This is a genomic window from Sphingopyxis microcysteis (genome assembly GCF_012274265.1).
GTDB classification, from domain to species: Bacteria; Pseudomonadota; Alphaproteobacteria; order Sphingomonadales; family Sphingomonadaceae; genus Sphingopyxis; species Sphingopyxis microcysteis.
In genome coordinates, this window is the sequence record NZ_JAANYY010000003.1 from 248,169 (window position 1) to 273,583 (window position 25,415).

At 65.4% G+C, this 25,415-nt stretch carries 31 protein-coding genes and 1 tRNA gene; 20 read left to right on the plus strand and 12 right to left on the minus strand.

Translation table 11 applies throughout. The features are described 5' to 3' along the window. The first annotated feature begins 62 nt into the window (after nt 1-62). The 4 genes from G9408_RS08885 (at nt 63) to galU (ending at nt 3,264) form a co-directional block, all read left to right on the plus strand. Nucleotides 63-608, plus strand: a complete 546-nt coding sequence (locus G9408_RS08885) for a YfiR family protein (RefSeq protein ID WP_168453677.1) — start codon at nt 63-65, stop codon at nt 606-608. Beyond that, nucleotides 605-1,822, plus strand: a complete 1,218-nt coding sequence (locus G9408_RS08890; RefSeq protein WP_168453678.1) for a sensor domain-containing diguanylate cyclase — start codon at nt 605-607, stop codon at nt 1,820-1,822. The genes G9408_RS08885 and G9408_RS08890 overlap by 4 nt, the downstream gene beginning before the upstream one ends. 16 nt (nt 1,823-1,838) lie before the next feature. After that, nucleotides 1,839-2,339, plus strand: coding sequence for an OmpA family protein (locus G9408_RS08895; protein ID WP_328804422.1), 501 nt, complete (start codon nt 1,839-1,841; stop codon nt 2,337-2,339). A gap of 61 nt (nt 2,340-2,400) precedes the next feature. Further along, a complete protein-coding gene (gene galU, locus G9408_RS08900) occupies nt 2,401-3,264 on the plus strand; it encodes a UTP--glucose-1-phosphate uridylyltransferase GalU (RefSeq protein WP_168453680.1) in 864 nt (287 codons plus the stop codon). 37 nt (nt 3,265-3,301) lie between these two features. Here the strand turns inward: galU and aqpZ are convergent, their stop codons facing one another. Both aqpZ and G9408_RS08910 read right to left on the minus strand, forming a co-directional pair. Next, nucleotides 3,302-4,027, minus strand: coding sequence for an aquaporin Z (gene aqpZ / locus G9408_RS08905; protein ID WP_168453681.1), 726 nt, complete (start codon nt 4,025-4,027; stop codon nt 3,302-3,304). Between the two features lie 98 nt (nt 4,028-4,125). Further along, the gene (locus tag G9408_RS08910) at nt 4,126-5,403 is read right to left on the minus strand and encodes a methyl-accepting chemotaxis protein (RefSeq protein ID WP_235957651.1); all 1,278 of its coding nucleotides are present in this window, start codon (nt 5,401-5,403) and stop codon (nt 4,126-4,128) included. A 204-nt stretch (nt 5,404-5,607) separates the two neighbouring features. Between G9408_RS08910 and G9408_RS08915 the strand changes: the two genes are divergently transcribed. Next, nucleotides 5,608-5,913 (plus strand): hypothetical protein, encoded by a 306-nt coding sequence (locus tag G9408_RS08915; RefSeq protein ID WP_168453682.1) that lies wholly within the window; start codon nt 5,608-5,610, stop codon nt 5,911-5,913. 144 nt (nt 5,914-6,057) lie between these two features. Here the strand turns inward: G9408_RS08915 and G9408_RS08920 are convergent, their stop codons facing one another. After that, nucleotides 6,058-6,726: a S24 family peptidase gene (locus tag G9408_RS08920; RefSeq protein WP_137870158.1), complete on the minus strand. Its 669-nt coding sequence runs from the start codon at nt 6,724-6,726 to the stop codon at nt 6,058-6,060. 127 nt (nt 6,727-6,853) lie between these two features. Here G9408_RS08920 and G9408_RS08925 point away from each other — a divergent pair, with 127 nt between their 5' ends. Together G9408_RS08925 and G9408_RS08930 are read left to right on the plus strand one after the other, a co-directional pair. Further along, nucleotides 6,854-7,117 carry a hypothetical protein gene (locus tag G9408_RS08925; RefSeq protein ID WP_168453499.1) on the plus strand — a complete coding sequence of 88 codons (264 nt, stop codon included), beginning with the start codon at nt 6,854-6,856 and terminating at the stop codon, nt 7,115-7,117. After that, nucleotides 7,114-7,440 (plus strand): hypothetical protein, encoded by a 327-nt coding sequence (locus G9408_RS08930; protein ID WP_235957652.1) that lies wholly within the window; start codon nt 7,114-7,116, stop codon nt 7,438-7,440. The genes G9408_RS08925 and G9408_RS08930 overlap by 4 nt, the downstream gene beginning before the upstream one ends. 165 nt (nt 7,441-7,605) lie before the next feature. On the opposite strand, the gene G9408_RS08935 is transcribed toward G9408_RS08930, so the two are convergent. After that, on the minus strand, nt 7,606-8,442 hold the full coding sequence (locus G9408_RS08935) for a hypothetical protein (protein WP_168453683.1): 837 nt from the start codon (nt 8,440-8,442) through the stop codon (nt 7,606-7,608). Nucleotides 8,443-8,499: 57 nt separating this feature from the next. Further along, the gene (locus G9408_RS08940) at nt 8,500-9,708 is read right to left on the minus strand and encodes a TIGR04063 family PEP-CTERM/XrtA system glycosyltransferase (RefSeq protein WP_168453684.1); all 1,209 of its coding nucleotides are present in this window, start codon (nt 9,706-9,708) and stop codon (nt 8,500-8,502) included. A 65-nt stretch (nt 9,709-9,773) separates the two neighbouring features. Here G9408_RS08940 and G9408_RS08945 point away from each other — a divergent pair, with 65 nt between their 5' ends. The 8 genes from G9408_RS08945 to G9408_RS08980 all read left to right on the plus strand — a co-directional run bounded on the left by G9408_RS08945 (nt 9,774) and on the right by G9408_RS08980 (nt 16,362). Then, nucleotides 9,774-9,929 carry a hypothetical protein gene (locus G9408_RS08945; RefSeq protein WP_168453685.1) on the plus strand — a complete coding sequence of 52 codons (156 nt, stop codon included), beginning with the start codon at nt 9,774-9,776 and terminating at the stop codon, nt 9,927-9,929. After that, nucleotides 9,922-11,304, plus strand: coding sequence for a putative O-glycosylation ligase, exosortase A system-associated (locus G9408_RS08950; RefSeq protein WP_168453686.1), 1,383 nt, complete (start codon nt 9,922-9,924; stop codon nt 11,302-11,304). The genes G9408_RS08945 and G9408_RS08950 overlap by 8 nt, the downstream gene beginning before the upstream one ends. A gap of 37 nt (nt 11,305-11,341) precedes the next feature. Then, nucleotides 11,342-12,352: a DNA topoisomerase IB gene (locus G9408_RS08955; RefSeq protein WP_168453687.1), complete on the plus strand. Its 1,011-nt coding sequence runs from the start codon at nt 11,342-11,344 to the stop codon at nt 12,350-12,352. 21 nt (nt 12,353-12,373) lie between these two features. Then, the gene (locus G9408_RS08960) at nt 12,374-13,579 is read left to right on the plus strand and encodes a mechanosensitive ion channel family protein (RefSeq protein WP_168453688.1); all 1,206 of its coding nucleotides are present in this window, start codon (nt 12,374-12,376) and stop codon (nt 13,577-13,579) included. 94 nt (nt 13,580-13,673) lie between these two features. Continuing rightward, nucleotides 13,674-14,132, plus strand: coding sequence for a MaoC family dehydratase (locus G9408_RS08965; protein WP_168453689.1), 459 nt, complete (start codon nt 13,674-13,676; stop codon nt 14,130-14,132). Between the two features lie 159 nt (nt 14,133-14,291). Next, nucleotides 14,292-15,473 (plus strand): acetyl-CoA C-acyltransferase, encoded by a 1,182-nt coding sequence (locus G9408_RS08970; RefSeq protein ID WP_168453690.1) that lies wholly within the window; start codon nt 14,292-14,294, stop codon nt 15,471-15,473. Next, a complete protein-coding gene (locus tag G9408_RS08975) occupies nt 15,473-16,057 on the plus strand; it encodes a carboxymuconolactone decarboxylase family protein (protein ID WP_168453691.1) in 585 nt (194 codons plus the stop codon). Before G9408_RS08970 ends, G9408_RS08975 begins: the two co-directional genes overlap by 1 nt. A 17-nt stretch (nt 16,058-16,074) precedes the next feature. Continuing rightward, complete coding sequence (locus G9408_RS08980; protein ID WP_168453692.1) at nt 16,075-16,362, plus strand: putative quinol monooxygenase; 288 nt, start codon at nt 16,075-16,077, stop codon at nt 16,360-16,362. Nucleotides 16,363-16,764: 402 nt separating this feature from the next. Here the strand turns inward: G9408_RS08980 and G9408_RS08985 are convergent, their stop codons facing one another. Continuing rightward, on the minus strand, nt 16,765-17,184 hold the full coding sequence (locus G9408_RS08985) for an addiction module antidote protein (RefSeq protein WP_168453693.1): 420 nt from the start codon (nt 17,182-17,184) through the stop codon (nt 16,765-16,767). A 272-nt stretch (nt 17,185-17,456) separates the two neighbouring features. Between G9408_RS08985 and G9408_RS08990 the strand changes: the two genes are divergently transcribed. After that, nucleotides 17,457-18,005 (plus strand): DUF4189 domain-containing protein, encoded by a 549-nt coding sequence (locus G9408_RS08990; protein ID WP_168453694.1) that lies wholly within the window; start codon nt 17,457-17,459, stop codon nt 18,003-18,005. Between the two features lie 64 nt (nt 18,006-18,069). Here G9408_RS08990 and bfr read toward each other — a convergent pair whose 3' ends face one another. Then, entirely contained in the window at nt 18,070-18,552 is a 483-nt protein-coding gene (gene bfr / locus G9408_RS08995; protein WP_120215392.1) for a bacterioferritin, read from the minus strand. A 100-nt stretch (nt 18,553-18,652) separates the two neighbouring features. Then, nucleotides 18,653-18,826: a (2Fe-2S)-binding protein gene (locus G9408_RS09000; RefSeq protein ID WP_037513974.1), complete on the minus strand. Its 174-nt coding sequence runs from the start codon at nt 18,824-18,826 to the stop codon at nt 18,653-18,655. Between the two features lie 181 nt (nt 18,827-19,007). Between G9408_RS09000 and purS the strand changes: the two genes are divergently transcribed. After that, the gene (gene purS, locus G9408_RS09005) at nt 19,008-19,238 is read left to right on the plus strand and encodes a phosphoribosylformylglycinamidine synthase subunit PurS (RefSeq protein WP_168453695.1); all 231 of its coding nucleotides are present in this window, start codon (nt 19,008-19,010) and stop codon (nt 19,236-19,238) included. A 14-nt stretch (nt 19,239-19,252) separates the two neighbouring features. Then, nucleotides 19,253-19,918, plus strand: coding sequence for a phosphoribosylformylglycinamidine synthase subunit PurQ (gene purQ, locus G9408_RS09010; protein WP_168453696.1), 666 nt, complete (start codon nt 19,253-19,255; stop codon nt 19,916-19,918). Here purQ and G9408_RS09015 read toward each other — a convergent pair. Both G9408_RS09015 and G9408_RS09020 read right to left on the minus strand, forming a co-directional pair. Continuing rightward, nucleotides 19,880-20,275, minus strand: coding sequence for a hypothetical protein (locus G9408_RS09015; RefSeq protein ID WP_168453697.1), 396 nt, complete (start codon nt 20,273-20,275; stop codon nt 19,880-19,882). The two genes, purQ and G9408_RS09015, sit on opposite strands and share 39 nt — an antisense overlap. A gap of 3 nt (nt 20,276-20,278) precedes the next feature. After that, entirely contained in the window at nt 20,279-21,067 is a 789-nt protein-coding gene (locus tag G9408_RS09020) for a queuosine precursor transporter (RefSeq protein ID WP_168453698.1), read from the minus strand. 59 nt (nt 21,068-21,126) lie between these two features. Between G9408_RS09020 and G9408_RS09025 the strand changes: the two genes are divergently transcribed. Further along, nucleotides 21,127-21,203, plus strand: a tRNA-Arg gene (locus tag G9408_RS09025). 21 nt (nt 21,204-21,224) lie between these two features. On the opposite strand, the gene G9408_RS09030 is transcribed toward G9408_RS09025, so the two are convergent. Next, a complete protein-coding gene (locus tag G9408_RS09030) occupies nt 21,225-21,671 on the minus strand; it encodes a VOC family protein (RefSeq protein WP_168453699.1) in 447 nt (148 codons plus the stop codon). 86 nt (nt 21,672-21,757) lie between these two features. On the opposite strand from G9408_RS09030, the gene soxR reads away from it, so the two are divergent. Further along, a complete protein-coding gene (gene soxR, locus G9408_RS09035; protein WP_137870167.1) occupies nt 21,758-22,228 on the plus strand; it encodes a redox-sensitive transcriptional activator SoxR in 471 nt (156 codons plus the stop codon). A gap of 265 nt (nt 22,229-22,493) precedes the next feature. On the opposite strand, the gene G9408_RS09040 is transcribed toward soxR, so the two are convergent. Then, nucleotides 22,494-25,385, minus strand: a complete 2,892-nt coding sequence (locus G9408_RS09040; RefSeq protein WP_168453700.1) for a M16 family metallopeptidase — start codon at nt 25,383-25,385, stop codon at nt 22,494-22,496. Nucleotides 25,386-25,415 lie beyond the last annotated feature (30 nt).

The window sequence follows — 25,415 nt, forward strand, 5'->3', positions numbered from 1 at the left end:
ACTAGCGGACGCCCCCGCGCTGGGGCAGACTGGAGTCGAGCGCAGTTGGGGGTCGCTGCAAAGTGTTGGCATCGCTGTTTCTGATTGGCGCGTCGCTGACGACGCCGCAGATGTCGGTTCAGGCCGCAAGCCAGACGATTGTCGAAGACAGCGACGGCGGCATGAGCCGAGCGGTGAACCGCATGGTCGGCGGCATCGTCAGCTATGCGCGCTGGCCCGAAGGTACGGCGGACACCCCGCGCGTGATGTGCGTGATCGGAGCCCCGCGGCTGACCAATCGCATGGCGCCCGACGTGCCTGGCGCCGGGTCGGTCACGGTACGCCGGTTGAGCGCCGGGACCGTGGCGGGCCGGTCGGATTGCGACATCCTGTTCCTGGGCCGCATGGCGATCGCCGATCGGCGGCAATTGATCGCCTGGGTCCGGGGCCGCCCGATCCTGACCATCACCGACGACGATGCCGCGTGCATTTATGGCGCGATGTTCTGCCTGAGCAATCGCACGGCGAGCCTCAGCTTTTCAGTCAATCTGGACGCGATCGCGCGCGGGCCGCTGCGTATCGATCCGCGGGTGCTGAGCATCGGACGCAGCGCCGGAGGCCCGCCATGACGGGCCAGACCCCCGAACGGATCGGCGCGCGCACGACGCTGCAAAAGCTGTTGTCGCGCTTCCATTTCGGCATCACCCTGTTCGCGGTCGCGCTGTCGGGGCTGACGATCCTGCTTGCGGGGGTGTCGGCGCTGCGCGGCTATGCCGATCGCAACATGGAGCTGGCGGCGCAGCTTGGCGCCTATGGTGTCGAACCCGCGCTGGTGTTCAACGACCCGCAGGCGGCGCGCGAAGGGCTGGAGCCGCTGACCCGCATTCCCGGGATCGCCCGGCTGCGCGTGCTGAACGATCGCGGCCAGCCGCTCACCCAATGGTCGTCGCCGATGGCCGACCCGGCGCCGCTGCTGACCCGGATGTTTTTCCCGCGCCCCTTTGCGGTGCCCATCGAGCGCAACGGATCGGCGATCGGAACGATCGAGGTCTGGGGCGATAGCTCCACCTTGATCGACTATGTCCGCATCGGCTTGCTCGCCGGTCTCGGCTGTTTGCTGATTACCGCCTTGGGGACAATCTTTCTGGCGCGGCGGTTCGAATATGAGCTGGTCAAGCCGCTCAACGAAATTGCGACGGTCGCGCACGATGTCCGGCTGCACCGCCGGTTCGACAAGCGCGTCAAACCGCTGGGCATTGCCGAACTCGACCGCCTGGGCGGCGATATCAACAATTTGCTCGACGAACTTCAGGGCTGGCAGGGGCATATGGAAAGCGAGCGCGCCATGCTCGCCCACCGCGCCTCGCACGACACGCTGACCGCCATGCCGAACCGCCACGCGTTCGACGAGCAGCTGGCGCAGCGCATCGCGTCGGCCGATGCGCGCGGCGACCGCTTTGCGTTGCTGTTCATCGACGCCGACAATTTCAAGGCGGCGAACGACAGTTTCGGTCATGCCGCGGGCGACGCGGTGCTGGTCGCGCTGTCGGCATGCATCAAGGACACGCTGCGCAAGGGCGATTTCGCGGCGCGCATCGGCGGCGACGAGTTCATCGTCATCGTCGACCCGCTCGACGCCGACACCGTCCCCGCCGACCTCGCCAACAGTATTCGGGCCTGCGTTGCCCAGCCCGTCAAGCTGCCCGGCGGCGAGAGCTACCATGTGTCGGTCAGCGTCGGCGTGGCGGTTTACCCTGACGGCGGGCGCGACGCGACCGCGCTGCTCACCACCGCCGATGCCGCAATGTATGCCGACAAATTGCGCAACCGTTCCCGTGTATGACCATCGGAGTATCGCCGTGACCCAGACTATCCCCCAATCGATCCGAAGCGCGCTTCTCATCGTCTGCGCCGCGCTGCTGGCCGCATGCCAGAGCGTACCGACCCCGACCGGCTTTACGCCCGAGCAGGTCGCCGTGCTGAAGGCCGAAGGCTTTGTCGACCAGGGCTTCGACTGGTCGCTCAACATGCCCGAACGCCTGTTGTTCCAGACCAACGAGAGCGCAATCTCCACCGAGCAGCAGGCGCAGATCGCCCGCATCGCCTCGCGCCTGGTCGGGGTCGGCATTACGACGGCGCGCGTCGAGGGACATACCGATTCGGTGGGGACCGCAGCCTATAACCTGACGCTGTCGCAGGCACGCGCGGCCGCGGTCGCGGCACCGATGCAGGCGGCGGGGATGCAGCTTTCGCCCGACCAGATCGTCGGACGCGGCGAAGCCGTGCCGATGTCGAGCAACGATACCGACGAGGGTCGCCAGGACAATCGCCGGGTGGTGGTGATCGTGACGCCGCAATAATCGGGCGGACCGTAATCGACCCGCCTTTTCTTGTTCCGCTATCGCCGCTAAGCCCCCGCCCATGAAACCGATCCGCAAAGCCGTTTTTCCCGTCGCCGGTCTCGGCACGCGCTTTCTGCCCGCGACCAAGGCGATCCCCAAGGAGATGCTGCCGGTCGTCGATCGGCCGCTGATCCAATATGCGGTGGACGAAGCGCGCGAGGCGGGGATCGAGCAGATGATCTTTGTCACCGGGCGCGGCAAGAGCGCGATCGAGGATCATTTCGACATCGCGTTCGAGCTGGAAAAGACGATGTCCGAACGCGGCAAGGACCTGTCGGTGCTGGCGCCGACGCGGCTTGGCCCCGGCAATTGCGCCTATGTCCGCCAGCAGGAGCCGATGGGGCTGGGCCATGCGATCTGGTGCGCGCGCGACATCGTCGGCGACGAACCCTTTGCGATCTTCCTGCCCGACGAGTTCATGCACGGATCGCCCGGCTGCATGAAGCAGATGGTCGATGCCTATCACAAGGTCGGCGGCAATCTGATCTCGGTGCTGGAAGTGCCGCGCGAGCAGGTGGCGAGTTACGGCGTGATCGCCCCCGGCACGCGCGACGGGGCGCTGACCGAGGTCAGGGGGTTGGTCGAAAAGCCGAAGGTCGCCGATGCCCCGTCGAACCTGATCATCTCTGGCCGCTATATCCTCCAGCCCGAAGTGATGCGGGTGCTCGAGGGGCAGGAAAAGGGCGCGGGCGGCGAGATCCAACTGACCGACGCGATGGCATCGATGATCGGCAGCCAGCCGTTCCACGCGGTGACGTTCGACGGCGCGCGGTACGACTGCGGGTCGAAGGCCGGCTATATCCAGGCCAATCTCGCGGTCGCGCTCGAGCGTCCCGACATGGCCGACGAAGTGCGCGCCTTTGCGATCGATTTGCTGAAATAAGGCCGGCGGAAGCGCCCTGCCCCCGCCGGATCGGTGCCTATTCGCCTTCGATATTCGGTTTCGGGAAGGTGTCGGCGCCCAGCGTCTTGTAGAGCAGGCCGCCCACGGCGCCGCCGATCAAGGGCGCGATCCAGAACAGCCAGAGTTGCTGGATCGCAAGGCCACCGACGACGAGCGCCGGGCCGGTGCTGCGCGCCGGGTTGACCGAGGTGTTGGTGACCGGGATCGAGATCAGGTGGATCAGCGTCAGCGCGAGGCCGATGGCAAGCGGCGCGAAGCCTGCGGGCGCGCGGCCATCGGTCGATCCCATGATGATCCAGAGGAAGAAGGCGGTCAGCACAATTTCGATCAGGAACGCCGACCAGATGTCGTAGCCGCCCGGCGAACCCGTGTCGAAACCATTGGCGGCGAGCCCGTTGGTCGCAAGGTCATAGGCCGGACTGCCGCTGGCGATGTAGAACAGCAGGAACGCCGCGATGACCGCGCCGACTACCTGCGCCCCGACATAGAGCGGGATGTCGCGCGCCTCGAAGCGCCCGCCCGCCCACAGGCCGACGGTGACCGCGGGGTTGAGATGGCAGCCCGAGATATGGCCGATCGCATAGGCCATGGTGACCACCGTCAGACCGAACGCCAGCGAGACGCCGAGCAGGCCGATGCCGACATCGGGGAACGCCGCCGCCAGCACCGCGCTGCCGCAGCCGCCGAAGACAAGCCAGAATGTGCCGATCAGCTCGGCCAAGCCCTTTTGCATATTCGTCATGTGACCCTCCTCCCCACCGGCGGCCATCGACGCCCCCGGCGCCGCACCATCCTATCAGGGCTGGGCGGGCGAGCAAGTCTTTGCGGGAGCGCCGAATTTCAGGCGGCGGCGACGGTTTCGACAAAATGGCGCGCGCGTTGGTCGAGCGATCGGGCCGCCGCAGTCAGTCCGGCCGACAATTGGCCCAGCGCCTGCGCGCCGTCGCCGACCGCACGCGCGCCATGGCCGATTTGCTGGACGCGATGGTCGATCTCGCGGCCCGCCGACACCGCCTGTTCGACATAGCTCGCGATCATCAGCGTCGTCGCGCTTTGCCCGTCGACGGCGCGGTCGATCGCATCGGAGAAGCCGTTGTTGGCGTCGATCGCCCGCTCCACCTCGGTAAAGCCCGCGGCGACCTGGCCGACGATATCGCGGATCCGGTCGACATATTGGGCGATGTCGCCCGCCGCCTCGCGGGTCTGGCCGGCGAGCGTTTTCACTTCGGCGGCGACCACGGCAAAGCCGCGCCCGGCGTCGCCCGCGTGCGCGGCCTCGATCCCCGCGTTGAGCGCGAGCATGTTGGTGCGGCTCGCCATGTCGATGATCAGCGCCAGCATCTGTTCGATCGACTGGCTGGCCGCCTTGAGCACCGCGGCGCGTTGGCCGGCTTGCTGGACCTTGCGATGCGCTTCGCCGCGAATGGCGCGGGCGCGCGAACCGTCATCGACGATCTTTGCCATCGTCGCCGCCAGCGCATGGCCGCGATGGCCGAGTTCATCGAGCCCCGCCAAGGTCTGCGCCGTCGCGCCCGCAACGGTCACCGCGTCGTGTCCGGTACGGCGCGCGCGATCGGAGAGGCCGTCAGCGACGGTTTCGACCTCGCGCGCCATGTCGGCCAGCGCCGCCGTCAGCGCCGCGATGTCCTGTTGAAACGCCTGCCCGGCCTCGTCGACGCGCGTCGCCAGTTCGACCCGCTCCTGCGCAAGTTCGACATCGCGCAGCATTGCCAGCCGCGCGAGCTGGCCGCTGTCGAGCGTTTCGACAAAGCGCCCGCGGTCGACGAGGATCAACTCGCCCTTGCCGCGCCCCGATGCCGCGATACGGAGCAGGTCGGTGGTCGGTTTCGCAACATCGGCGACCGGGCAAGGATCGATCATCGACGCGATCGAGCCGCCGATCGTCGGGTTCTGCATCAGCGAGAACCAGAAGGGGCAAAATAGCAGCTCGCGCACCCGCTGTTCGTGAATGACCCCGACCGGGCGCGCGTTGGCGTCGAGAACCGCGACGGCGCGCAGTTCGGAATCGGCGCGAAACAGATCGATCACGTCGGACATATGCGCATCGACGGCGACCGCGGCGGCGTGGCCCGATGAGGGTGACAAAATGGTGTCCATGACGGGCGTGGTCTCTCTTCGCGCTGTGGCTATCGTTTCGCGGCTCGACCTAAGGGGCGTTGGTAAACACGACTTTAACCATTTGTTTCAATGGTGTGACACAGGGCCGCACGATGGCGGCGATCCATCGCAATATCCTGTTCAGATCACGCCCGCTATGCGATGAGGCGGCGAGCGACCGAGTAGCGGGGCGAGGAGAAGACCATGCGTGCCATCATCATCGTCGTTGCGGCGCTGCCGCTGCTCACCGGCTGTGTCAGCGCCGTAAAGACCGTGGTGACCGCGCCGGTCAAAGCGGTCGGGCAGGTCGCCGATTGGACGACGACCAGCCAGGACGAGGCCGACCGCAACCGCGGCCGCGAGATGCGCAAGCGCGAGGAACAACTGGGCAAGCTGGCGCGCGAGCGCGACAAGGCGGCGGAGAAATGCCGCGACGGCAAGGTCGAGCAATGCCAACGCGCCGAAGTGCTGGAGCATGAGATCGAAGCGTTGATGGCGGAGCCTCGTTGATTTGAAGGTAGCCGTGGCCCTCAGCCGTTCCTTAGATTCCGTTCGTGTCAAGCGAAGTCGAGACACGTGAAGGCTGGTGCGAACTCGGCGTGTCTCGACTTCGCTCGACACGAACGGGAATAGGGAGTCCACCCCAACGCGCACCTACCGCACCCGGCGCCCCGTCCACACGACGCGGCCGACCAGCCGGACCGACGCCATCGGCAGATCGTCCCAGCTGCGGTAATGCGGGTTGTCGCTGATCACCGAAATCCGTCCCGGTCCCGGCGCGCGCGCGACGCGTTTGACCATCAGCACATCGTCCATGCGCAGCACATAGATGCCGTCGCGAAGCCGCGCCGCCGCATCGCCGCCATCGACCAATATGTCGTCGCCGTCGTTCAGCGTCGGCGCCATCGAATCGCCCTCGACCCGGATTATGCTGAGCGCGCGAGGATCGGCGCCGAGGTCGCGCAGCCATTTGGGATCGAACGCGACCTCGCCCTCGATCGCTTCGCCCTCGACGCTGGCCCCCGCGCCCGCGGACGCGCCGATCGCCAGTTTGGGGACGAGGATCATGCCGGGACCGCGCATCCGCGCCGGGGTCGCGACGCGCTGCACCGGACCGCCGAGCAACGCTTCGGACACCCCCAGATAAGCCGCGATCCGCGCCCGGTCCTGTTCGGCGAGCCGCCGCGGCGACCCGCGCTTGATATATTGCTGGATATAGGCGGGGTTGCGCCCGATCACCTGCGACAGGCGCGCGTAATCGATGCCCTTGTCGGTCAACAGGCGGTCCAGCGCAGCGCGCGGATCGGCAACATGGTCGCTCATGGACTAGTCCTTCCTATTTCGTCTCTAGCAAGCGGATTTTTCCTAGACAAGTAGGAAAACGACATTCAGATAGGATTTATCCTATCGGGTGAGTCGCCCGGTTGTCGACGCGGTCAGGGAGGAAGCTATGGAGCGCACATTGTTGCAACGGATCGACGCGTTTCTGAAGGAATCGGCGATGCCGCCGACCGTATTCGGCCGCGCCGCGGTGCGCGATCCGAAACTCGTCAGCGATCTGCGCGGCGGTCGCGAACCCGGTCGCCAACTGATTTGCCGTGTGGAACATTTCATGAACATCTGGCGTGCTGAACGGCATGCCGGCCGGGTCGCGCCGCAGGGCGACCGGCGGACGCGGGGCTTTCGCGGAGCGGCCAAGGGAGCCGAGGCATGACGCGCTGGTCACCCGTGCAGGCGCGCCGTCCCGGTTGTCCGCACCGCCGGTTGCGCCACCTGTTGGGCGAAGCGCTGCCACCCGGGCTGACGATCGGTGCGTCGACGTTCCGGCCATGGGCGAGCGCAAATTTCGTCGGCGCGCGTCACCTGTTTCCGTGCGATCTGGCAGCGGGTCAAGCGGCGGCGGTCAGCGCCGCATTGCAGGGGGTGTTGAGCGCGACCGAATGGGCGCTGCCGGGCCATGTCGTCGCCGATGTCGCGGTCGAATGCGGGGTCGCGCCGGAGGCGTTACGGATCGAGATCTTGACGGTGGAGGATTGAGGGGTGGACGATGGAGCGGCGCGCGACCGGATTTTCTCCAGCTTTGCCCCGACCTTGCCGAAGCCTGTCCTGAGCGCCTGCAAGGCGGTCAAAGGGGGCGTCTTTTCCGAGAAGCGCCCTTCGACAGGCTCGGGGCCACGGTTCAACCGGAACGGAGCAATGTCCCTAACCCACCGATTGGCGGGTCATTCGTTGCAGGGTGCTGAGCGCGGCTTCGAGGGCGAAATCGACCTCGGGCTCGACCGCAAGTGCCGGTTCATCGGGCGCATCGACCGCAGCGGCCGCGGTCGGTTCGCGGCGACGCGCCAGCCCCGCCTCGAGCCGCGCAACCATGGCGCCGAGCGAATTGTCGGTGGGCGCGGGCAGCGGCGGCGCCTTCATATCGGCGGGTTGCAGCCAGGGCTCGTCACCCGTGGGCTCGTCCTCGGTCGGCGCGAGATCGGCGAGCACCAGCTCGTCGGCATTTTGTTCGGCAAATTCGCCGAGCCACAGGTCGGCTTCGGCGCTGCGGTCGGCGGCATCGCGGTCGGCGGTCAGCGGTCCCAGCCCGCCCGCAGGCAGATCGCGGCCCGCGCGGATCGGCGGGCGCAGCGAATCGTCGGGGTGGAGATCGACGCGGCGGCGGCGGGTCCAAAAGGCGTCGCCATCCTCGTCGGCGTCCGCCGCGGGCGCGCGGCGGAAGCGGCCGCGCAGCGAGGTCAGTCCCGCCGCTTCGGGCTGCGCGATCAGCAGCGCGACCAGCCCCGCGATCAGCGACGCGATCGCCGCCATGCCAAGTGCGAGCACCAGCCGCCCGGCGTTGCCGATCGGCGGCACGAAATAATCCGACAGCCGGTCGAGATAGAGGTTCCAGCCAATCCCGGCGACCCACGACATCGGCATCACGGCAGCGAACAGGAAGGTCAGCGCGGCGGCGCCGATCGCCGCCGGAAGCGCGGGACGCAGCGCGCGGAGGAGCACACCTGATTTGCCCGGAACGGGGTTGTCGCTGCTATCGTCCATATCGTCCAATTCCGTGCGGCCGCTGGGGCCCAAATCTCGTCTTGCCCGGCAACGCGCTCAAGCGCCGCCGCGCAGCAATCGCTGGTAAACCGGCTCGTAACGTAAAATGTTTGATGACCAGTTACGATGGGTTTCGACAAAAATACGCGCAATCCGTCGGCGTTCCGCCCAAATGGCCTGATTTTCGAGCAGCTTCGCCAGCGCGTCGGCGATCGCAGTTGGATCATCGGGGGCGAACAGCGTTCCGGTCTGGCCGTCCTCGATCAGTTCGCGGTGACCGCCGACATCGGACGCGGCAACCAGCTTGCCCTGCGCCATTGCTTCCAATGGCTTGAGCGGGGTGACGAGGTCGGTGAGCCGCATTTTCTTGCGCGGATAGGCGAGGATGTCGATGAGCGAATAATAGCGCTCGACCTCATCGTGCGGGACGCGGCCGACGAAATGAATGTGCGCCGTGGCGGGCGACGCCGCGGCCTGCGCCTTCAGTGCCGCTTCCATCGGACCGCCGCCGACGAGCAGCAAGCGCGCGCGGGGCTGCACCGCAACCAGCGCGGGCATCGCGGCGATCAGGTCGTCGATCCCTTCATAGTCGTAAAAGCTGCCGATATAGCCGATGACGGCATCGTCGGCGGCGATCCCCAGCGTGTCCGCCAGCACATCGTCGCGCGGCGGCGGGTCGCCGAACAGGTCCAAATCGACGCCGTTCGGGGACACGGTGATCTTGGCAGGATCGATACCGCGCGCGATCAGGTCGCCGCGCAAGCCTTCGCAGATCACCGCTACGGCATCGGCGGCCTTCACCGCGCGGGTTTCGAGCATCTTGGTCAGCCGATAGCGCAAGCTGCCCTCGCACCCCGTGCCGTTGCCGACCGAGGCATCCTCCCAAAAGGCGCGGATTTCATAGATGACGGGGATGCCGAGCCGTTTGCCGACGCGCAGCGCCGCGAGCCCGTCCAGCACCGGCGAATGCGCGTGCAGCACATCGGGTTTCCATGTCTGCGCCAGCGCCGCGACCCGACGCGCCAGCGCGCCGATTTCGCGCCATTCGTTGATGACTGGCATTCCGGGCGCGATCGCGGGGGTCCGATAGAAGGTCAGGCCATCGACCGTCTCGCCATCCGGCCCGGGTTCGGGGTGCCGCACCCCGGTCACCCCCGCAACCTCCCACCCTTTTGCCACCTGCGCCTTCATCAAGGCGCGGGTGCGAAAGGTGTAGCCGCTGTGCGTGGGCAGGCTATGATCGAGGACGTGCAATATGCGGGTCATGGGCTAGCGCTTTGACATACTAGCCTTAACGCAGCGTCAACCCCGATCGCGTAGCGGGAGCGGACATGGTCGACAATTTTTCCATTGGCCTGACGCACGTCCTGATGGCGATCGCGTTATGGCGCCTGCTGCACCGCGACGATCTCGACCGCGAGGTCAGCCCGCGCCTGCAGTGGCAGCAGCGCCGCGACGCCGAAACGGACGACCGCGCCGATGCGTGACATTGCGTTCGTCGCCTTTCTGTTTGCCTTTATCGGGATCGGTTTCCGCAAGCCGTTCCTGTTCGTGCTGTGCTTTTGCTACATCGACATCGTGGCGCCGCAGCGGCTGAGCTATTTCCTGATCAATTCGATCCCCGTCTCGCTGATCGTGTTCGGGCTGGCGATCGCCGGCTGGCTGGCGATCGACGACAAGCGCGACACGCGCTGGTCGGGGCGGCAGACATTGCTGGTCGTGCTGCTCGCCTATTGCTGGATGACCACCATCTCGGCCGACTTTCCGGTCGAAGCCGCCGACAAGTGGGATTGGGTGTGGAAGGCGCTGGTGTGGGCGATATTCCTGCCGCTGACGCTGCGCACCAAGCTGCGCATCGAATCGCTGGCGCTGATCATGCTGCTTTCAGCCGCGTCGATCGCGATTGCCGGCGGGCTCAAGACCGCGGCGGGCGGCGGCGGATACGGATCGCTGCAATTGCTGCTCAACGAAAATTTCGGGCTGTACGAAGGGTCGATCATGTCGACCGTCGGTATCGCGATCATCCCGCTGATCCTGTGGTATCGCCGCCACGGCACGATTTTCCCGCCCGACTGGCGGGTGTCGCTATTCTGTTTCGCGCTGTGCTTTGCGTGCATGCTGCTGCCAGTCGGGACGCAGGCGCGCACCGGGCTTGTGTGTCTGGCGGTGCTGGCGGTACTGTCGCTGCGCGCGGTCAAGCATCGCCTGCTCTATATGGCGGGCGCCGGGTTGCTGGCGATCGCGGCGGTGCCCTTCCTGCCGCAAAGCTTTACCGAGCGGATGGAAACGATCCAGGGTTACAAGTCCGACCAGTCGGCATCGACGCGCGTCGCGGTGTGGGCGTGGACGTGGGACTATGCCAAGGAAAACCCGTTCGGCGGCGGCTTCAACGCCTATATCCAGAACCGCCTGCGCGTCGAGACGGCGGGATCGGATTATGACCCCGACCGCGCGCAACCCGGCGGTCCGATGGTGCACGAAGATGCGGGGCGCGCTTATCATTCGAGCTATTTCGAGATGCTGGGCGAGCAAGGCTATCCGGGGCTGGCGCTGTGGCTGTTGCTGCACATCGTCGGGATCGCGCAAATGGAGCGGCTCAGGCGGCGCTATCTGAAGACGCGGCGCGGCGAGGAACAATGGATCGCGCCGCTGGCGACCGCGCTCCAGCACGGCCACATCATCTATATGGTCGGGTCGCTGTTCGTCGGCATCGCGTTCCAGCCGTTCATTTACATGATGCTGGCGCTGGAAATCGGGCTGTCGACCTATTGCCGCCGCCGCGAGCAGGAGGCCGGATGGCGCCCACTGATGGCGCGCCCGGCCGAGGTGCCGGCGCGGCATTCGCTCCCCGACGCGCGCTGAAGCGGAACCAAAGGGCAAGGCGGCGCGCTATTGGGCCATGCCCTTCCCGCGCCTGATCCATGTCGACGACGGCCTGCCCGGCATCAGCCGCGAACGCGTCGGCGACCGCTGGCGATACCGCGACCCGCAAGGCCGGATCATCCGCGACCGCGATGAGATTGCCCGGCTGAACGCGATCGCCCTGCCCCCGGCGTATGAAGACGCATGGTATTGCCCCGCCGCCAACGGTCATATCCTGGCGACCGGTTACGATGCGCGCGGGCGCAAGCAATATCGCTATCATCCCGACTTCCGGCTGGCGCAGGAGGCCGACAAATATGACCGCTGTGCCGCATTCGGGCACGCGCTACCGCTGCTCCGCGCGCGACTGGAAAGCGATCTGGCGCGGCGGACGCTGTGCCAGGAGCGCGTCGTCGGCGCGGTCGTGCGGCTGCTCGACCTGGCCGCACTGCGCGTCGGCAACGAACAATATGTCGCGGCGAACAAGAGCTTCGGCGCGACGACGCTGCGCCGCCGTCACGCGAGGCTGACCGGCCAGACGCTGCGCCTCAGCTACCGCGCCAAGGGCGGCGCGCAGCGCGAAGTGACGATCAGCGACCGTAATATCACCACATTGGTCCGTCGGTTGCAGGATCTGCCGGGGCAGCATCTGTTCCAGTATCAGGATGCGGACGGCGTCTGCGCGGTCGGGTCGGACGACGTCAACGCCTATATCCGCGAGGCGATGGGCGGCGCGTTCAGCGCCAAGCATTTCCGCACCTGGACCGCGAGCGTCGAAGCCTTTGCCTTTCTGTACGACGCGCCCGATCCGCCGACGTTGAAAGCGATGGTCGAGCATGTCGCCGACCGTCTGGGCAATACCCCGGCGATCGCCCGCAAATCCTATGTCCACCCCGCGATGATCGCGGCGGCACAGTCGCGGGACGATTTTGCGGGCGCGACGGGCGCGCTGCCCCGTGCGACCAAATATCTTTCGCGTTACGAGCGCGGATTTTTGACCTATCTGGAGCGGGCGCCCGATGCCGCGGCGCTGCTTCGTTCCGCCTGATCCACACGCAAGAGGACCGATTTGACCTTTTCCATCCTTGCTGCGGCCACCGCCGCCGCCAAGCCCGCATCGACCCGCCCCGCCGCCGCGACCAACCCGATCGAGGACATCCGCCTGTGGTGGGACAGCAGCATCGCGTGGGTGAACAGCCACTGGCTGCAGATTGGCATCGCGATCGCGGCGGGCCTCGCCATCTATTTCCTGCTGTCGATGCTGCGCGGCTTTGCGCTGAAGCGCGCGCAGGCGACGCCGGGCGAATTCACCCTGACCCACATCGTCGGGCGGGTGATCCACAAGACCAAGTCGTTCGTGCTGGCAATCGTCGCGGTGCGGCTGGTCGCGGGCTATGCGCAGCCGCCCGCGGTGATCATGCAGATCATCCAGCTGGTGTTCACCGTCGCCGTCGTGTTGCAGGTCGCGATCTGGGCGCGCGAAGTCATATTGGGGCTGATCCAGCGGCGCGCGTCGGACGGGCATAATGAAACGCTGTCGAATGCGATGGGGATCATCCGCTTGTTGATCAGCGTCGCGCTGTTTGCGATCGCCGCAATCGTCATCCTCGACAATATGGGGGTCAATGTCACCGGGCTGGTCGCCGGGCTTGGCATCGGCGGCATCGCGATCGGCCTGGCCGCGCAGGGGATTTTTTCCGACTTGTTCGCGTCGCTGTCGATCATTTTCGACCGGCCGTTCCGCGTCGGCGAGACGATCAAATATGACACCAGCACCGCGACGGTCGAACGCATCGGGCTGAAAAGCACGCGGCTGCGTTCGATCAACGGCGAGCTGCTCGTCGTGTCGAACACAAATTTGCTGGCGAAGGAAATCACCAACTTTGCCCATCTGCACCGCCGCCGCGTGACCTTTGCGATCGGCGTCATCTACCAGACCAGCCCCGCGATGCTGCGCGAGCTGCCCGCGTTGCTGGAGGAACAGGTGCGCGCGGCGGGGCACGAGTTCATCCGGTCGAGCTTTGTCACCTTCGGCCCGTCGAGCCTGGATTTCGAACTGTTGTTCGACGTGTACAGCGAGGATTTCGACGTTGTGACCGCGGCGCGGACCGAGGTCGGGATCCGGCTGTTCGAGGCGATGGCGAAGGCGGGATATGAGTTTGCCTATCCGACCCAGACGACCTTCACCGCCGCGCCCGACGGCACGATGATCATGCCCTTCGCCGAGTCCCCGAAACCCAAGGCGAGCACGGCGAAGACCCCCAAGGCAAGCTGACGCTACGGCGCCGTGGCATGACCGCATGGCCCTTGTGCAACGCGTCCCGACAGGCCTAGAACGCGCCCCGAACCAATGATCGAGGGGATAAGCCATGGCCACAATCACGCCGCAGGAATTGCAGACCAAGGTCGGCGAGCATCTGGGCACGTCGGATTGGGTGCTGGTCGATCAGGAGATGATCAACAAGTTCGCCGACGCCACCGGCGACCATCAGTTCATCCATATCGACGAGGAAAAGGCCAGGCTGACGCCGTTCGGCGGCACGATCGCGCACGGCTTCCTGACGCTGTCGCTGATGCCCATGCTGGGCGCGAGCACCGACGGCCCGAAGGTCGGCGGCGTCAAGATGGGCGTCAATTACGGCTGCAACAAGGTCCGTTTCCTGTCGCCCGTCCGCTCGGGCAAGCGCGTGCGCAGCCACATCAAGCTGCTCGAGCTGGAAGAAAAACGCCCCGGCCAATGGCAGCAGACCAATGAAGTGACCGTCGAGATCGAAGGCGAGGAAAAGCCCGCCCTAATCGCCGAATGGATCAGCCAGTTTTTCGTTTGAGGTGACTAAGCCCCTCCCCTTCAGGGGAGGGGTTGGGGTGGGGTTTCGCGGCGTAGAGCAAGGCCGATGGCCCCCACCCGCTGCGACTAGGCAGCAAGCTGCCAAGTCTCGCTGCCCTCCCCTGAAGGGGAGGGATTTGGGATTGTTAGGAGAAATATCATGCGTGACGCCGTCATCGTTTCCACCGCCCGCACCCCGCTGACCAAGGCGGGCCGCGGATCGTTCAACAACACGCTCGCCCCGACGCTGGGCTCCTATTCGGTCAAGGCCGCGGTCGAGCGCGCGGGCCTGGAGGGCGGCGAGATCGACGACGTCGTGTTCGGCGCGGCGATGCAGCAGGGGTCGCAGACGATGAACGTCGCGCGGCTGATCGCGCTGCGTTCGGGCCTGCCCGTCACCGTCCCCGGCATGTCCATCGACCGTCAATGCTCGTCGGGCCTGATGACGATCGCGACCGCCGCGAAGCAGATCATCGTCGACCGCCAGGACATCTGCGTCGCCGGCGGTATCGAAAGCATCTCGAAGGTCAGCGGCAGCGGCAAGGCGTTCATCGAAACCGACGCCGAGCTGATCGCGATGCACAAGGACACCTACATGCCGATGATCGGCACCGCCGAGGTCGTCGCCAAGCGTTACAACATCAGCCGCGAAGCGCAGGACGAATATTCGCTCCAGTCGCAGCAGCGCACCGCCGCCGCGCAGGCCGCGGGCAAATATGACGACGAGATCGTCGCCTGTAACGCCACCATGGCGGTGATGAACAAGGAAACCAAGGAAGTCAGCTTCCACGAAGTCGTCGCCGACAAGGACGAATGCAACCGCGCCGATACGACGCTCGAAGGTCTCGCCAGCCTGAAGCCGGTGATGGGCGAAGGCCACACGATCACCGCGGGCAACGCGAGCCAGCTCGCCGATGGCTCCTCGGCGTGCGTCGTGATGGAAGCCAAGGTCGCCGAAAAGCGCGGGCTCCAACCGTTGGGGCGCTATGTCGGCATGGCGGTCGCGGGCACCGAACCTGACGAAATGGGCATCGGTCCGGTGTTTGCGATCCCCAAGCTGCTCGAACGCTTCGAGCTCAAGATGGACGACATCGGTCTGTGGGAACTCAACGAGGCGTTCGCGGTGCAGGTGCTCTATTGCCGCGACAAGCTCGGCATCCCCAACGAGCTGCTCAACGTCAACGGCGGCTCGATCTCGATCGGCCATCCGTTCGGCATGACCGGCGCGCGCTGCGTCGGTCACGCACTGATCGAAGGCAAGCGCCGCGGCGTGAAATATGCCGTCGTCACCATGTGCATCGGCGGCGGCCAGGGCGCAGCGGGCCTGTTCGAGGTCTTCTGATGCGCCTCAGCGCTCCGCGTATCGAGCCGGTCGATCTGGACCGGCTCGATGCCGACCAGCGCGCCGCGCTCGAACCCTTCCTTTCCACCGAGGGTGGAAAGGTCGGGGGCGGCAAGATCCTCAACATCTTCCGCACCCTGGCCCATGCGCCCAAGGCGCTCACCGCCTTCCTCGGCTGGGGCAATTATATCCTGTCGAAGCGCAATGCGCTGAGCCCGCGCGATCGCGAGCTCGTGATCCTGCGCACCGGCTATAATTGCCGTTCGGGCTACGAGTGGACCCAGCACAAGCGGATCGGACTCGACTGCGGGCTGACCGACGCCGAGATCGCGCGGATCAAGGCGGGGCCGGGTGCAGACGGCTGGAATGATCTCGACCGCGCTATGCTGTGCGCGACCGACGAGCTGACCGCCGATCATTTCGTCACCGATGCGACTTGGACGGCGCTGGCACCACTTGGCGACAAGGGCCGCATGGATCTGGTGATGACGGTCGGCCAGTACACGCAGGTTTCGATGATCCTGAACAGCTTCGGTATCCAGGTCGAGGACGGCTGGGACGTCGATCCCGAGCTTCGCAAATAGAACAAGGAGAGAGAAACATGGCCATCGGCATCATCGCGACGCTGCGCGTCCAGCCCGGCAAGGAAGCGGAATTCGAGGGCGTGTTCGCCGAACTGGCGCCCGCGGTCGCCGCGAACGAGCCCGGAAACAGCTATTACCGATTGTTCCGCACGGGCGAGGCGGGCGTGTACAAGGTACTGGAATGTTATGACGACGAAGCGGCGGTCGACGCCCACCGCGCGTCGGACCATTTCCGCAGCCTGGGCGCGAAGCTGGGGCCGTGCCTGGCGGGGGCGCCGGAGATCGAAAAGCTGAGCGGGGTTTGAGTACGGAAACGGCGGCTAACGACCGGAAACCGCGCCATCCATCATCGTCACCCCGGACTTGATCCGGGGTCAACGACTTCAGCGCCGCAGTGGATCCCGGATCAAGTCCGGGATGACGAATGTCCTTAGACGACCGGAAGCGGACGTAGCCGATCCTCCCCCAACGGGGGAGGGGGACCACCCGAAGGGTGGTGGAGGGGCACAGGAGGTTACCGCAGCGCCGGGCTGGAAGAGCCAAGCGTTCCGGGAACGTAGCAATGGAGCACGACTTCGGCGGCAAGGCAAACCGAAGGTGCCCCTCCACCAGCTTCGCTGGTCCCCCTCCCCGTTCCGGGGAGGATCGCTCCGACCGCTTCCCACCCCAAAGCCGACGTTGCGTGCGTCGATCTCCGGCGCCGGAACCTAAACCCGCCCCGGTGCCCGCGCGCGGATGAAATTTTCCAGTGCGACAAAGATCATCTCGCGCGCGTCGCTGCCCAGCATTTCGGCGGTCAGCACGTCGAAGGCGACGCGGTCGCCATGCGCGGCGGCGGTGACCATGTCCGCCAGCAGCGCTTCGTCGAAGCTGGCGCGGGGGCAGCATGGCGGGGCGACGGCAAAGGGATCGGGCCAGCTGTGGCCGATCGCCTCGACGACCAGCCGGTATCGCCGGGCGGCGAGGACGTTGCCCCATCGCCGCTCCAGTTCGGGCATCGGGTCGCGATCGTTGCGGCGGCAGACGATGCAATAGCGCAGCGCCAGCACGGCCTGCGCCGCCTCGACCGACAGGTCGCGGATCAGCGGCTGCGTCGTCAGTTGCCGGATTAGGGTGCTGCTTTGCATGGCTTTATCGTCTCCCGGCGGTTGCCGTCCTCCCTCCCCGCTTTTGAAAAAGATGCCGGTCGCCGCGAGGCAGCGACCGGCAGGAGGGGACTGCCCAACCTTGCTATTGCGAATTAGTCGCAAGTGCAAGCGAAAATATTTCCGGATGCGGCATGCCCGCGCCACGGCGTTTGCACGGCAGTCCACTGCGACTTTTCCGCCTTAGTACATTGGCGCAGCTTGCGCCGGTCGCCGAGCCGGGCTGTGTGTCTGGCACGCGAGGAGGCAAGTTCATGGGCAAGGTGCGCCGGTTCTTGGCGGTGGCGATCGCGGTGGGCGTTGCGGCGACAGCCGCCCCGGCCGGTGCCGAAGGCGGTTGCCCGGCGGGTCTTCAGCCATGGCGCGTCCCGATTCAGGGGCCCGGTGATTGCGTGCCGATTCCGGGTTATCACGACGCGCCGGACCGGCAACCCGAACCTGCCCCGCGCCCGTTACCGCTCGAATGGTTTTCAACGTCGTCGGCCGTGGCGTTCGGAAGCCGGAAGCGCGACGCCGCGTTCCCGACCGATTTCGTTTATTTCAAAACCTCGGTTTCCGACGAGGCGGATGCCAGGAAGCTGGCGGTCGCGAAATGCGCCGAAAAGGCCTTGTTCAACTGTGCGCTGGTCGGATCGATCACCAACGGGTTCATCGCCGTCTATAGCGACAGGCAGGGTCGGCTTGCCGCGCATGGCGGCCCCGAGCGGGACGAAGTGATCCGTGAAATTCACCAAATATGCGCAGCCGCCAATCAGGTCTGCAAAATTCGCCAGCTAATCGATTCGTCGCCGATCCGCATGTGACCGGCACACGGAAACCCGCCGCCGCGCACCGCGACCGCGAGTTCCTGCGTGCCGGTCGATGAAATCAATCGTCGTGGGCGGGCTTCGACTGCAGCTGGATATAATTGGCGATGCCCATCCGCTCGATCATCTCGAACTGCTTTTCCAGCTCGTCGACATGATGCTCCTCGCTTTCGAGGATGTCGGCGAACAGGTCGCGGCTCACATAGTCGCGGACGCTTTCGGCGTGCGCGATCGCATCTTTGAGCAACGGGATCGCTTCTTCCTCGAGCGCCAGGTCGGCCTTCAATATCTCTTCGACCGTTTCGCCGACGCGCAGGCGGCCCAGCATCTGGAAATTGGGCAGCCCGCCCAGGAACAGAATACGGTCCGCCAGCTTGTCGGCGTGCTTCATTTCGTCGATCGATTCCTCGCGCTCGAAATGCGCCAGCTTCGCGACTCCCCAATTGTCGAGCATCCGGTAATGCAGCCAATATTGGTTGATTGCGGTCAGCTCATTCTTCAACGCCTCGTTGAGGAAATCGATGACCTTTTCGTCGCCCTTCATGCTGTCTGTCCTGTCATATGTTCTTGGAATGGGATGCGCGCATTATACGCGCCCCGGCCCCATCAGGCCAAGGTCAAAAACGGCAGAAAACCAAGAAAAATCAGGCGGTCGCGGCGACGTCGCTGATGATATTGCGAGCGAAAGGCAGGCATTGGCCGCATTTGGGTTTGCGACCCAATTGCGCATAAGCCGCCTTGGCACAGCGCAACTGGCCATCGCGCGCGACATCGCGCAGCTGGCTTTCCCTTATTGCGTTGCAGACACAGACAACCATGTGCGAATCCTTCTCAACAATGCCGATGTAGGGATAGTGCGAGAGATTCGCAACAGGAAAGATGCGACTGGTTCGCAATCCGAACAGCCACTTTTTTCCCGGTTCCGGCCCTTGCCCGAAAAGTGATTCGCGGGCATAGGCGCGCCCAACTTCCCCGCACTTCTTTGCAAAGGCCCGCCCCATGAAAGTGAATGTCTATGTGACGCTGAAGCCGGGGGTTCTCGACCCGCAGGGCAAGGCGATCCATCATGCACTCGAAGGGCTGGGATTTGGCGGCGTCGCCGATGTGCGCGCGGGTCGCTTCATCGAACTCGACGTCGCCGACGACACGAGCGATGCCGATCTCGACGCGATGTGCGCGAAACTGCTCGCCAATACGGTGATCGAAAACTACCGCATCGAACGCCCGTAACAGGAGCCTGCGCCATGAAGACCGCCGTCATCGTCTTTCCCGGCTCGAACTGCGATCGCGACATGGCGGTCGCGCTGGAGCAGGTGACGGGCCGTGCCCCCGCGATGGTTTGGCACCGCGACACCGACCTGCCCGACGGCACCGATTTCATCGCGCTGCCCGGCGGTTTCTCTTACGGCGATTACCTTCGCTCGGGCGCGATGGCGGCGCGGTCGCCGATCCTGCGTAGCGTCGCCGATGCCGCGGGCCGCGGCGTCCCGGTGCTCGGCGTGTGCAACGGGTTCCAGGTGCTGACCGAAGCGCAGCTGCTACCCGGCGCCCTGATGCGCAATGCGGGCCTCAACTTCGTGTGCCGCACCGTGCCGCTCAAGGTCGAAAACAGCCAGTCGCTGTTTACCGCGAGCTATAATGCGGGCGAGGAAATCAATATTCCCGTCGCCCACCATGACGGCAATTATTTTGCCGATGCCGCAACGCTCGACCGGATCGAGGGCGAAGGGCGCGTCGCGTTCCGTTATGCCGACAGCGTCAACGGGTCGGCGCGCGACATCGCGGGCGTGCTCAATGATGCGGGCAATGTGCTCGGCATGATGCCGCACCCCGAACGCGCGATCGACCGCGCGCACGGCGGCACCGACGGGCTACGCCTGTTCGAGGCGGCGCTCGGCGTCCTCGCCTGACATTTCGCTCGCCATAACCGCCGCATCCTTCGTGCGCGGTTGCAACCAGCGCCCGACGAGCAGCAGCACCGTCGGCCAGAAGATCGTGTTCCAGATGTCGTGCCAATGCGCTGCGTCGGGCTGGATGGTCGCATCACCCATCTCGCGCGTCATGTCGAGCCATTCGCCCCCGATCGCCATCACCAGAACCGCCAGCCACGCAACCACCCAGCCGCCGCGCCAGCGCCAGAACAGGCGAATGATCAGGAACAGCGACAGCCCGAAATAGATGTGCAGCGCGTCCTTATCCAACCCGGTCAATTCGACCAGCGAGGCCTTCCGCTCGCCAAACAGCGAGGCAATTTCAATCAGCGTCATCGATCAAACCTTGGCCGCGAACGGCGTAAAATTGGTGCCTTCGTCGAATACGTCGACACCTTCGCGGCGTTTCAACGCCCCCACCACCACATAGGTTGCGGGGGTCAGCGCGGCTTCCCAGGCGACCTTCATCGCCCAGTTCGTCACCATCACCAGCAGCACCTGTTCGGTTTCCCAGATGCCGAGGAAGGCGATCGGGTAAAAGATCAGGCTGTCGATCCCCTGGCCGACGATCGTCGACCCGATCGTGCGCATCCACAAAAACCGCCCACCGGTCGCGATCTTCATCCGCGCCAGGACATAGGAATTCACAAACTCGCCCGCCCAAAAGGCCGCGATCGACGCCAGCACAATCCGCCACGCGCTGCCGAACACACTTTCGTACGTTGCCTGGCACACCGCGCCGCTGCCACTCGCCTCACCCGATTTCAAGGTCAGGTTTTCGGTGCCGCTGCACCACCAGTCCTGCGCCGGGGGCATCGCCAGCACGACCCAGCTCATCACCGCCATAAAGACAAGCGCCCCGAAACCCGTCCAGATCACGCGCCGCGCGCGCGCATAGCCATAGACTTCGGTCAGTACGTCGCCGATGACATAACCGATCGGGAAAAACAGGATCCCGGCGCCAAAGGTCAGTCCGCCGAGCGTCGACAGCTTTGACGCGCCGATGATGTTGGACAGCAGCAACACCGTGACGAACGCCGCCATGACCAGGTCATAATAGCGAAAGTGGCGAACGCTCGACGCGCTGACGGCTGCGGGTCGGTTGGGGAAAGCGGCGGACTCGGTCATCGGGACGCTGCTTAACCTGCTTTGCAGCCCGCGCAAACCACGCTATTCGCGCGAGCCAAGCGCCCGTAGCTCAGCTGGATAGAGCACCCGCCTTCTAAGCGGGTGGTCGCAGGTTCGAATCCTGCCGGGCGCGCCATTCCAACTTCGCGCCGTGGTCCTATTTCAGAATAAGATGCATATGCGCCAGTCTCTCATAGGCCGCGGCGCTACGCGCGGCTGTTGGTTCGGCATAGCTGACGACTTCATATTCGATGCCGTCGGGGTCGAAGAAGTAAAAGCGGCGGCCGGGCTCGTAATCGCCGTGGCTAAACGGGATTAGGTTCGCCGCCTTGACCCGCGCCTCGACCGCGTCGAGGTCGTCGACCTGGATACCGAGATGATTGAGCGGTTCGCCCTTCGGGTAGCGCGCGTCGGCGTGCTGACCGTCGGGGCCGGTGTAGAGCGCGACATAGGCGGTATCGTTGCCGAGGTGGATCGTCCGCCCACCATCGCGCGCGGGGCCGCGCCAGCGTTCGTGCCAGCCGAAGATGGCGGACAGCAGGGTAGCGGTGCGGTCGGGGTCGCTGACCGTCACATTGACATGCTCGATAAAGGAATGCGTCACGCGGTTGCTCCTGATTCGGGTTGACGCGGCAGCTATTGCAAGCTCAACTGAGGTTTAGGTCAAGCCCGTTTGTCCAAGGAGCCACGATGCACCGCACCGACCTGATACCGATCGGCGACCTTGCCGCGCGCACCGGAGTCGCGGTATCGGCGATCCGTTTCTACGAAGCGAGGGGGCTGCTCGCGGCGCTGCGCACGCGCGGCGGCCAGCGCCGTTTCCTGCGCGCCGACATTCGCCGCGTCTCGTTCATCCTGATCGCGCAGCAATTGGGATTGAGCCTGGAAGAGATCGCTGCCGAACTGGCGCGGCTACCCGCCGGCCGCACGCCCAACGCCGCTGACTGGGCACGGATCAGCGCCGGCTTGCACGCGCGTATCGCCGAGCAGATTGCGGCGCTCGAACGCACGCAGGAGCTTTTGGGCAATTGCATCGGTTGCGGCTGCCTGAGCCTCAAGAAATGCGGGCTGTACAACCGCGCCGACAAGGCCGCGCAGCGCGGGGCGGGGCCGCGTTATGTGCTGGGGGATCGCGCGGGAGAGATTGCCGAGGTCGGGTGAGGTCGGCTTGGGGGTGGGGAGCGGGCGTTGGGACAATATCACGCCCTCCCCTTCAGGGGAGGGCAGCGAGACTTACGAACTTGTTCGTTAGTCGCAGCGGGTGGGGGCCAGCGCCCTTGCCCATGGCCGCTGGCCCCCACCCCACTACGACTAGGCAGCAAGCTGCCAAGTCTTCGTTGCCCCTCCCCTAAAGGGGAGGGGCTGCTTTTTGCGTACGTCCGCAATCGGTCGCTAGCTGCCATACCTCCCCGCCGAAAGCGGTTTGCTACTTCCCCGCCTTGTCACTCACTGCCTTGATCACCAGCGCCTTGTCGTCGACTAGATAGCGGCGCGCCAGCGTCTGCAGGTCGGCGGGGGTTGCGGCTTCGACTTCACCGATGCCCTTGCGGCTGCGGTCGAGGCGGTCGGCCTGGCTGGTCGCTTCGGCGACATAGTTCAGCCAATAGGAATTTTCGCGGCGCGACTTCGTCATCGCCTCGACCAACGGCTTGCGGGCGCGGTCGAGCAGGTCTTGGTCGATGGGCGCGTCGCGGAGTTCCCTGGCGATCGCGAAGATCGCGGCACGGGTGGTCGCCAGATCCTTGTGATCAACATTGCTGGCGGCGAACAGATGGCCATAGCCCGGAAATTCGTCCGACAGGCTGGCGGCGGCGCCAGGGCTGTAGCTTTCGCCAAGCTTTTCGCGCAATTCTTCGGTCAGCTTCAATTGCATGACGCGCACCAGCAGATTGAGCCGCATCGCTTCGGCAAGGTCGCTGTCGTCGCGCGCGGGCCAATAGACGCGCAGTTCCGCCTGTTCGGTCGGCCCTTTGTGGATCAGCGTCCGTTCGCTGCGGTCGCTGGCATATTCGCGCACGCGCGCGTCGGCGCGCGGGTCGAACGCGGCGCGGCGTTCGGGCAATGCGCCGAAGGTCGCGGCGATGGCGTCGATCGCCGCCTGTTCGTCGATGTCGCCGACGACGCCGATTTCGATCGCACCCTTGGCAAAGCTGTCAGCCACCACCGGTTTCAGCTGCGTCCAGTCGAGCGTCATCAGCTTTTCTAGCGGCGGGGTCTGCGAGCGCGGATCGTCATTGGCAAGGATGCCGCCCGCGTCGCGGCCGATCACCGCCGCCGGGGTCGCGTCGTTCGCCGCATATTGTTGCGGCAGCACGCGGCGGATCAGCGCCAGGCCGTCGGCGCGGTAGCCGGGATGGGTCAGGAACGCCGCCATCAACTTGGCCTGGAGCGCAAAATCGCCCGGCGAGCTGGTTGCGGTGCCGCCGAAGAAATCGGCCCCGCTGCCAAAATTGGGGCTGACAGTGCGGCCCGCGAGGATCGATCGCAGATCGTCGACGCTGTGCGCCTCCAGCCCGCCCAGCACCATCGACCCCGCCAGCGCGACACGGGTCGGGTCGTCGCGGGTCGCGAGCAGATTGCCGCCATCGACGCGCACCGACAGATAGACCGTTTCCTTCTGAAAATCGGTTTTCTTGATGTTGAGCATCACATTGTTGGCAAAGCGGATGCGGCGAATGCCCAGATCCTCGACGCGGTTGTCGCTGACGATTTTGCCGGGGGTACCGAAATTGTCATAGGCGAAGGCAGCGTTCGCGGCCTGCGTCGGGGCGGCGACGGCAACCTGCGCCGAAGCGCGGAGCGCGGCGAGGATAGCGTCGGTGCCGCCCTCGATCGGCTTTTTCGCCGAAACCCGCGCGAGCGGAGCGCTGAGGCCGTCCATCCGTTTGCGGAACGCCGCGGTCACCGCGGCGGCGCTGAGCGATGGCGCGGTCGCCTCGAACAAGGCTTGCGAGGTTTCTGGGCGCACGAACACAAAATCGCCCTTGGCCGCGGCCACCAGCGTGTCGGCGAGCGCGTCGCTACGCCGCGTTGTCACCCCGGCGACGGCATTCTTGAACGCGGTGCGGCGGTTCGCGAGCTGCTCGTCGACTTCGGCCTGCGTGAAGCCATGCTGGATGGCACGGCGCTGTTCCTGTTCGATCAGCGCCAGCGCCTCTTTCCACGCGCCTTCCTTGGCGACAGCGCCGAAGGTGACCTGATCGAAAACTTTCCAGCCCCCGGCTTCGGCGAAATAGCCGGCAAGGATCGGTGAATCTTCGCTCAACGCGATCTTGGCCAGTCGGCGGCTCACGATCGCTTCGCCGACATCTTCCGCCAAGGTGCGGGCGCGCTTCGCCTTGGTATCGGCTTCTTCGACCCAGGGTTTGAACGCAGCGATCGTCACCATGTCCTGGATCGCGGGGTCGATGAAGTCATCGGCCGCTGCGGCGCGGCGATAATCGATGGTACCGATGTCGGGATCGGGCCCGGCCGGACCGCGTCCGCGCCAGTCGCCAAAGCGCGCCTTGATCTTGGCTTCCACCTTTGCCGGATCGAAGTCGCCGACCATCACCAAGGTCGCGCGCTCGGGGCGGTAATAGCGGTCGTAGAGATCGCGCAGGCGGGCGGCGGGGGCGGTCTTGATCACCTCCTCGGTACCGACGGGAATGCGGCTTGCGACCTTCATGCCCTGCATCTGGAAATCAAGCTGGTCGATCAGATTGCGGAGCTGATAAGTATCGCGCGCGCGCCGTTCGGACAGGATGATGCCGCGCTCGCGGTCGACCGCCGCGGGGTCGATCGTAAGCTCGCTGGCGGTTTCGCGCATCAGCATCAGCCCGGTGTCGATCAGATCGTCGGAAGCGTTGGGCAGGTCGAGCTTGTACACCGTCTCGTCGAACCCGGTCGAGGCGTTGGTGTCGGCGCCGAACGCCAGCCCCTTGCGCTCGAGCAGCTTGATCATCTCGCCCTCGGGTACGTTGGTCGAACCGTTGAACGCCATATGCTCAAGGAAATGGGCGAGGCCGCGCTGGTCATCGGCCTCGGCAAAGCTACCGACGTCGAAACGCATGCGCAGGACGACGCTGTCCTTGGGCGTGCTGTTTTGCAGCAGCGCATATTTCATGCCGTTGGACAGGACGCCGAAGACGATGTTGGGATCGACCGGCACATCGCTGGCGGCGAAGTTCCACGCCTTGGCTGCGTCGGTTTGCGGGTTGATCGCCGCCGCCGCGGTCGGCGGCGCGGCATCCCGGGCATGGGCCGGTACGGCGGTCGCGATCAAAAGGACGAGGGGCGAAAGCGCGGTCGAGGCGCGCCGGACAAGCGATTTGGTCATCGCACCGATGTGGCCACCGCCCCGCAAGCG

Excerpts from the sequence above, each read along its gene's own strand:
- G9408_RS08915 (WP_168453682.1), top strand. The coding sequence starts at position 5,608 with ATGCGTGCCATCATCATCGTCGTTGCGGCGCTGCCGCTGCTCACCGGC.
- G9408_RS08940 (WP_168453684.1), bottom strand. The coding sequence starts at position 9,708 with ATGACCCGCATATTGCACGTCCTCGATCATAGCCTGCCCACGCACAGC.
- G9408_RS08925 (WP_168453499.1), top strand. The coding sequence starts at position 6,854 with ATGGAGCGCACATTGTTGCAACGGATCGACGCGTTTCTGAAGGAATCG.
- G9408_RS08930 (WP_235957652.1), top strand. The coding sequence starts at position 7,114 with ATGACGCGCTGGTCACCCGTGCAGGCGCGCCGTCCCGGTTGTCCGCAC.
- G9408_RS08990 (WP_168453694.1), top strand. The coding sequence starts at position 17,457 with ATGGGCAAGGTGCGCCGGTTCTTGGCGGTGGCGATCGCGGTGGGCGTT.
- purQ (WP_168453696.1), top strand. The coding sequence starts at position 19,253 with ATGAAGACCGCCGTCATCGTCTTTCCCGGCTCGAACTGCGATCGCGAC.
- G9408_RS08970 (WP_168453690.1), top strand. The coding sequence starts at position 14,292 with ATGCGTGACGCCGTCATCGTTTCCACCGCCCGCACCCCGCTGACCAAG.
- soxR (WP_137870167.1), top strand. The coding sequence starts at position 21,758 with ATGCACCGCACCGACCTGATACCGATCGGCGACCTTGCCGCGCGCACC.
- bfr (WP_120215392.1), bottom strand. The coding sequence starts at position 18,552 with ATGAAGGGCGACGAAAAGGTCATCGATTTCCTCAACGAGGCGTTGAAG.
- G9408_RS08890 (WP_168453678.1), top strand. The coding sequence starts at position 605 with ATGACGGGCCAGACCCCCGAACGGATCGGCGCGCGCACGACGCTGCAA.
- G9408_RS09020 (WP_168453698.1), bottom strand. The coding sequence starts at position 21,067 with ATGACCGAGTCCGCCGCTTTCCCCAACCGACCCGCAGCCGTCAGCGCG.
- G9408_RS08975 (WP_168453691.1), top strand. The coding sequence starts at position 15,473 with ATGCGCCTCAGCGCTCCGCGTATCGAGCCGGTCGATCTGGACCGGCTC.
- G9408_RS08920 (WP_137870158.1), bottom strand. The coding sequence starts at position 6,726 with ATGAGCGACCATGTTGCCGATCCGCGCGCTGCGCTGGACCGCCTGTTG.
- G9408_RS08950 (WP_168453686.1), top strand. The coding sequence starts at position 9,922 with ATGCGTGACATTGCGTTCGTCGCCTTTCTGTTTGCCTTTATCGGGATC.
- G9408_RS08945 (WP_168453685.1), top strand. The coding sequence starts at position 9,774 with ATGGTCGACAATTTTTCCATTGGCCTGACGCACGTCCTGATGGCGATC.
- G9408_RS08910 (WP_235957651.1), bottom strand. The coding sequence starts at position 5,403 with ATGGACACCATTTTGTCACCCTCATCGGGCCACGCCGCCGCGGTCGCC.
- G9408_RS09015 (WP_168453697.1), bottom strand. The coding sequence starts at position 20,275 with ATGACGCTGATTGAAATTGCCTCGCTGTTTGGCGAGCGGAAGGCCTCG.
- purS (WP_168453695.1), top strand. The coding sequence starts at position 19,008 with ATGAAAGTGAATGTCTATGTGACGCTGAAGCCGGGGGTTCTCGACCCG.
- aqpZ (WP_168453681.1), bottom strand. The coding sequence starts at position 4,027 with ATGACGAATATGCAAAAGGGCTTGGCCGAGCTGATCGGCACATTCTGG.
- G9408_RS09040 (WP_168453700.1), bottom strand. The coding sequence starts at position 25,385 with ATGACCAAATCGCTTGTCCGGCGCGCCTCGACCGCGCTTTCGCCCCTC.
- G9408_RS08980 (WP_168453692.1), top strand. The coding sequence starts at position 16,075 with ATGGCCATCGGCATCATCGCGACGCTGCGCGTCCAGCCCGGCAAGGAA.
- G9408_RS08955 (WP_168453687.1), top strand. The coding sequence starts at position 11,342 with ATGCCCTTCCCGCGCCTGATCCATGTCGACGACGGCCTGCCCGGCATC.
- G9408_RS09000 (WP_037513974.1), bottom strand. The coding sequence starts at position 18,826 with ATGGTTGTCTGTGTCTGCAACGCAATAAGGGAAAGCCAGCTGCGCGAT.
- G9408_RS08935 (WP_168453683.1), bottom strand. The coding sequence starts at position 8,442 with ATGGACGATAGCAGCGACAACCCCGTTCCGGGCAAATCAGGTGTGCTC.
- G9408_RS08965 (WP_168453689.1), top strand. The coding sequence starts at position 13,674 with ATGGCCACAATCACGCCGCAGGAATTGCAGACCAAGGTCGGCGAGCAT.
- galU (WP_168453680.1), top strand. The coding sequence starts at position 2,401 with ATGAAACCGATCCGCAAAGCCGTTTTTCCCGTCGCCGGTCTCGGCACG.
- G9408_RS08985 (WP_168453693.1), bottom strand. The coding sequence starts at position 17,184 with ATGCAAAGCAGCACCCTAATCCGGCAACTGACGACGCAGCCGCTGATC.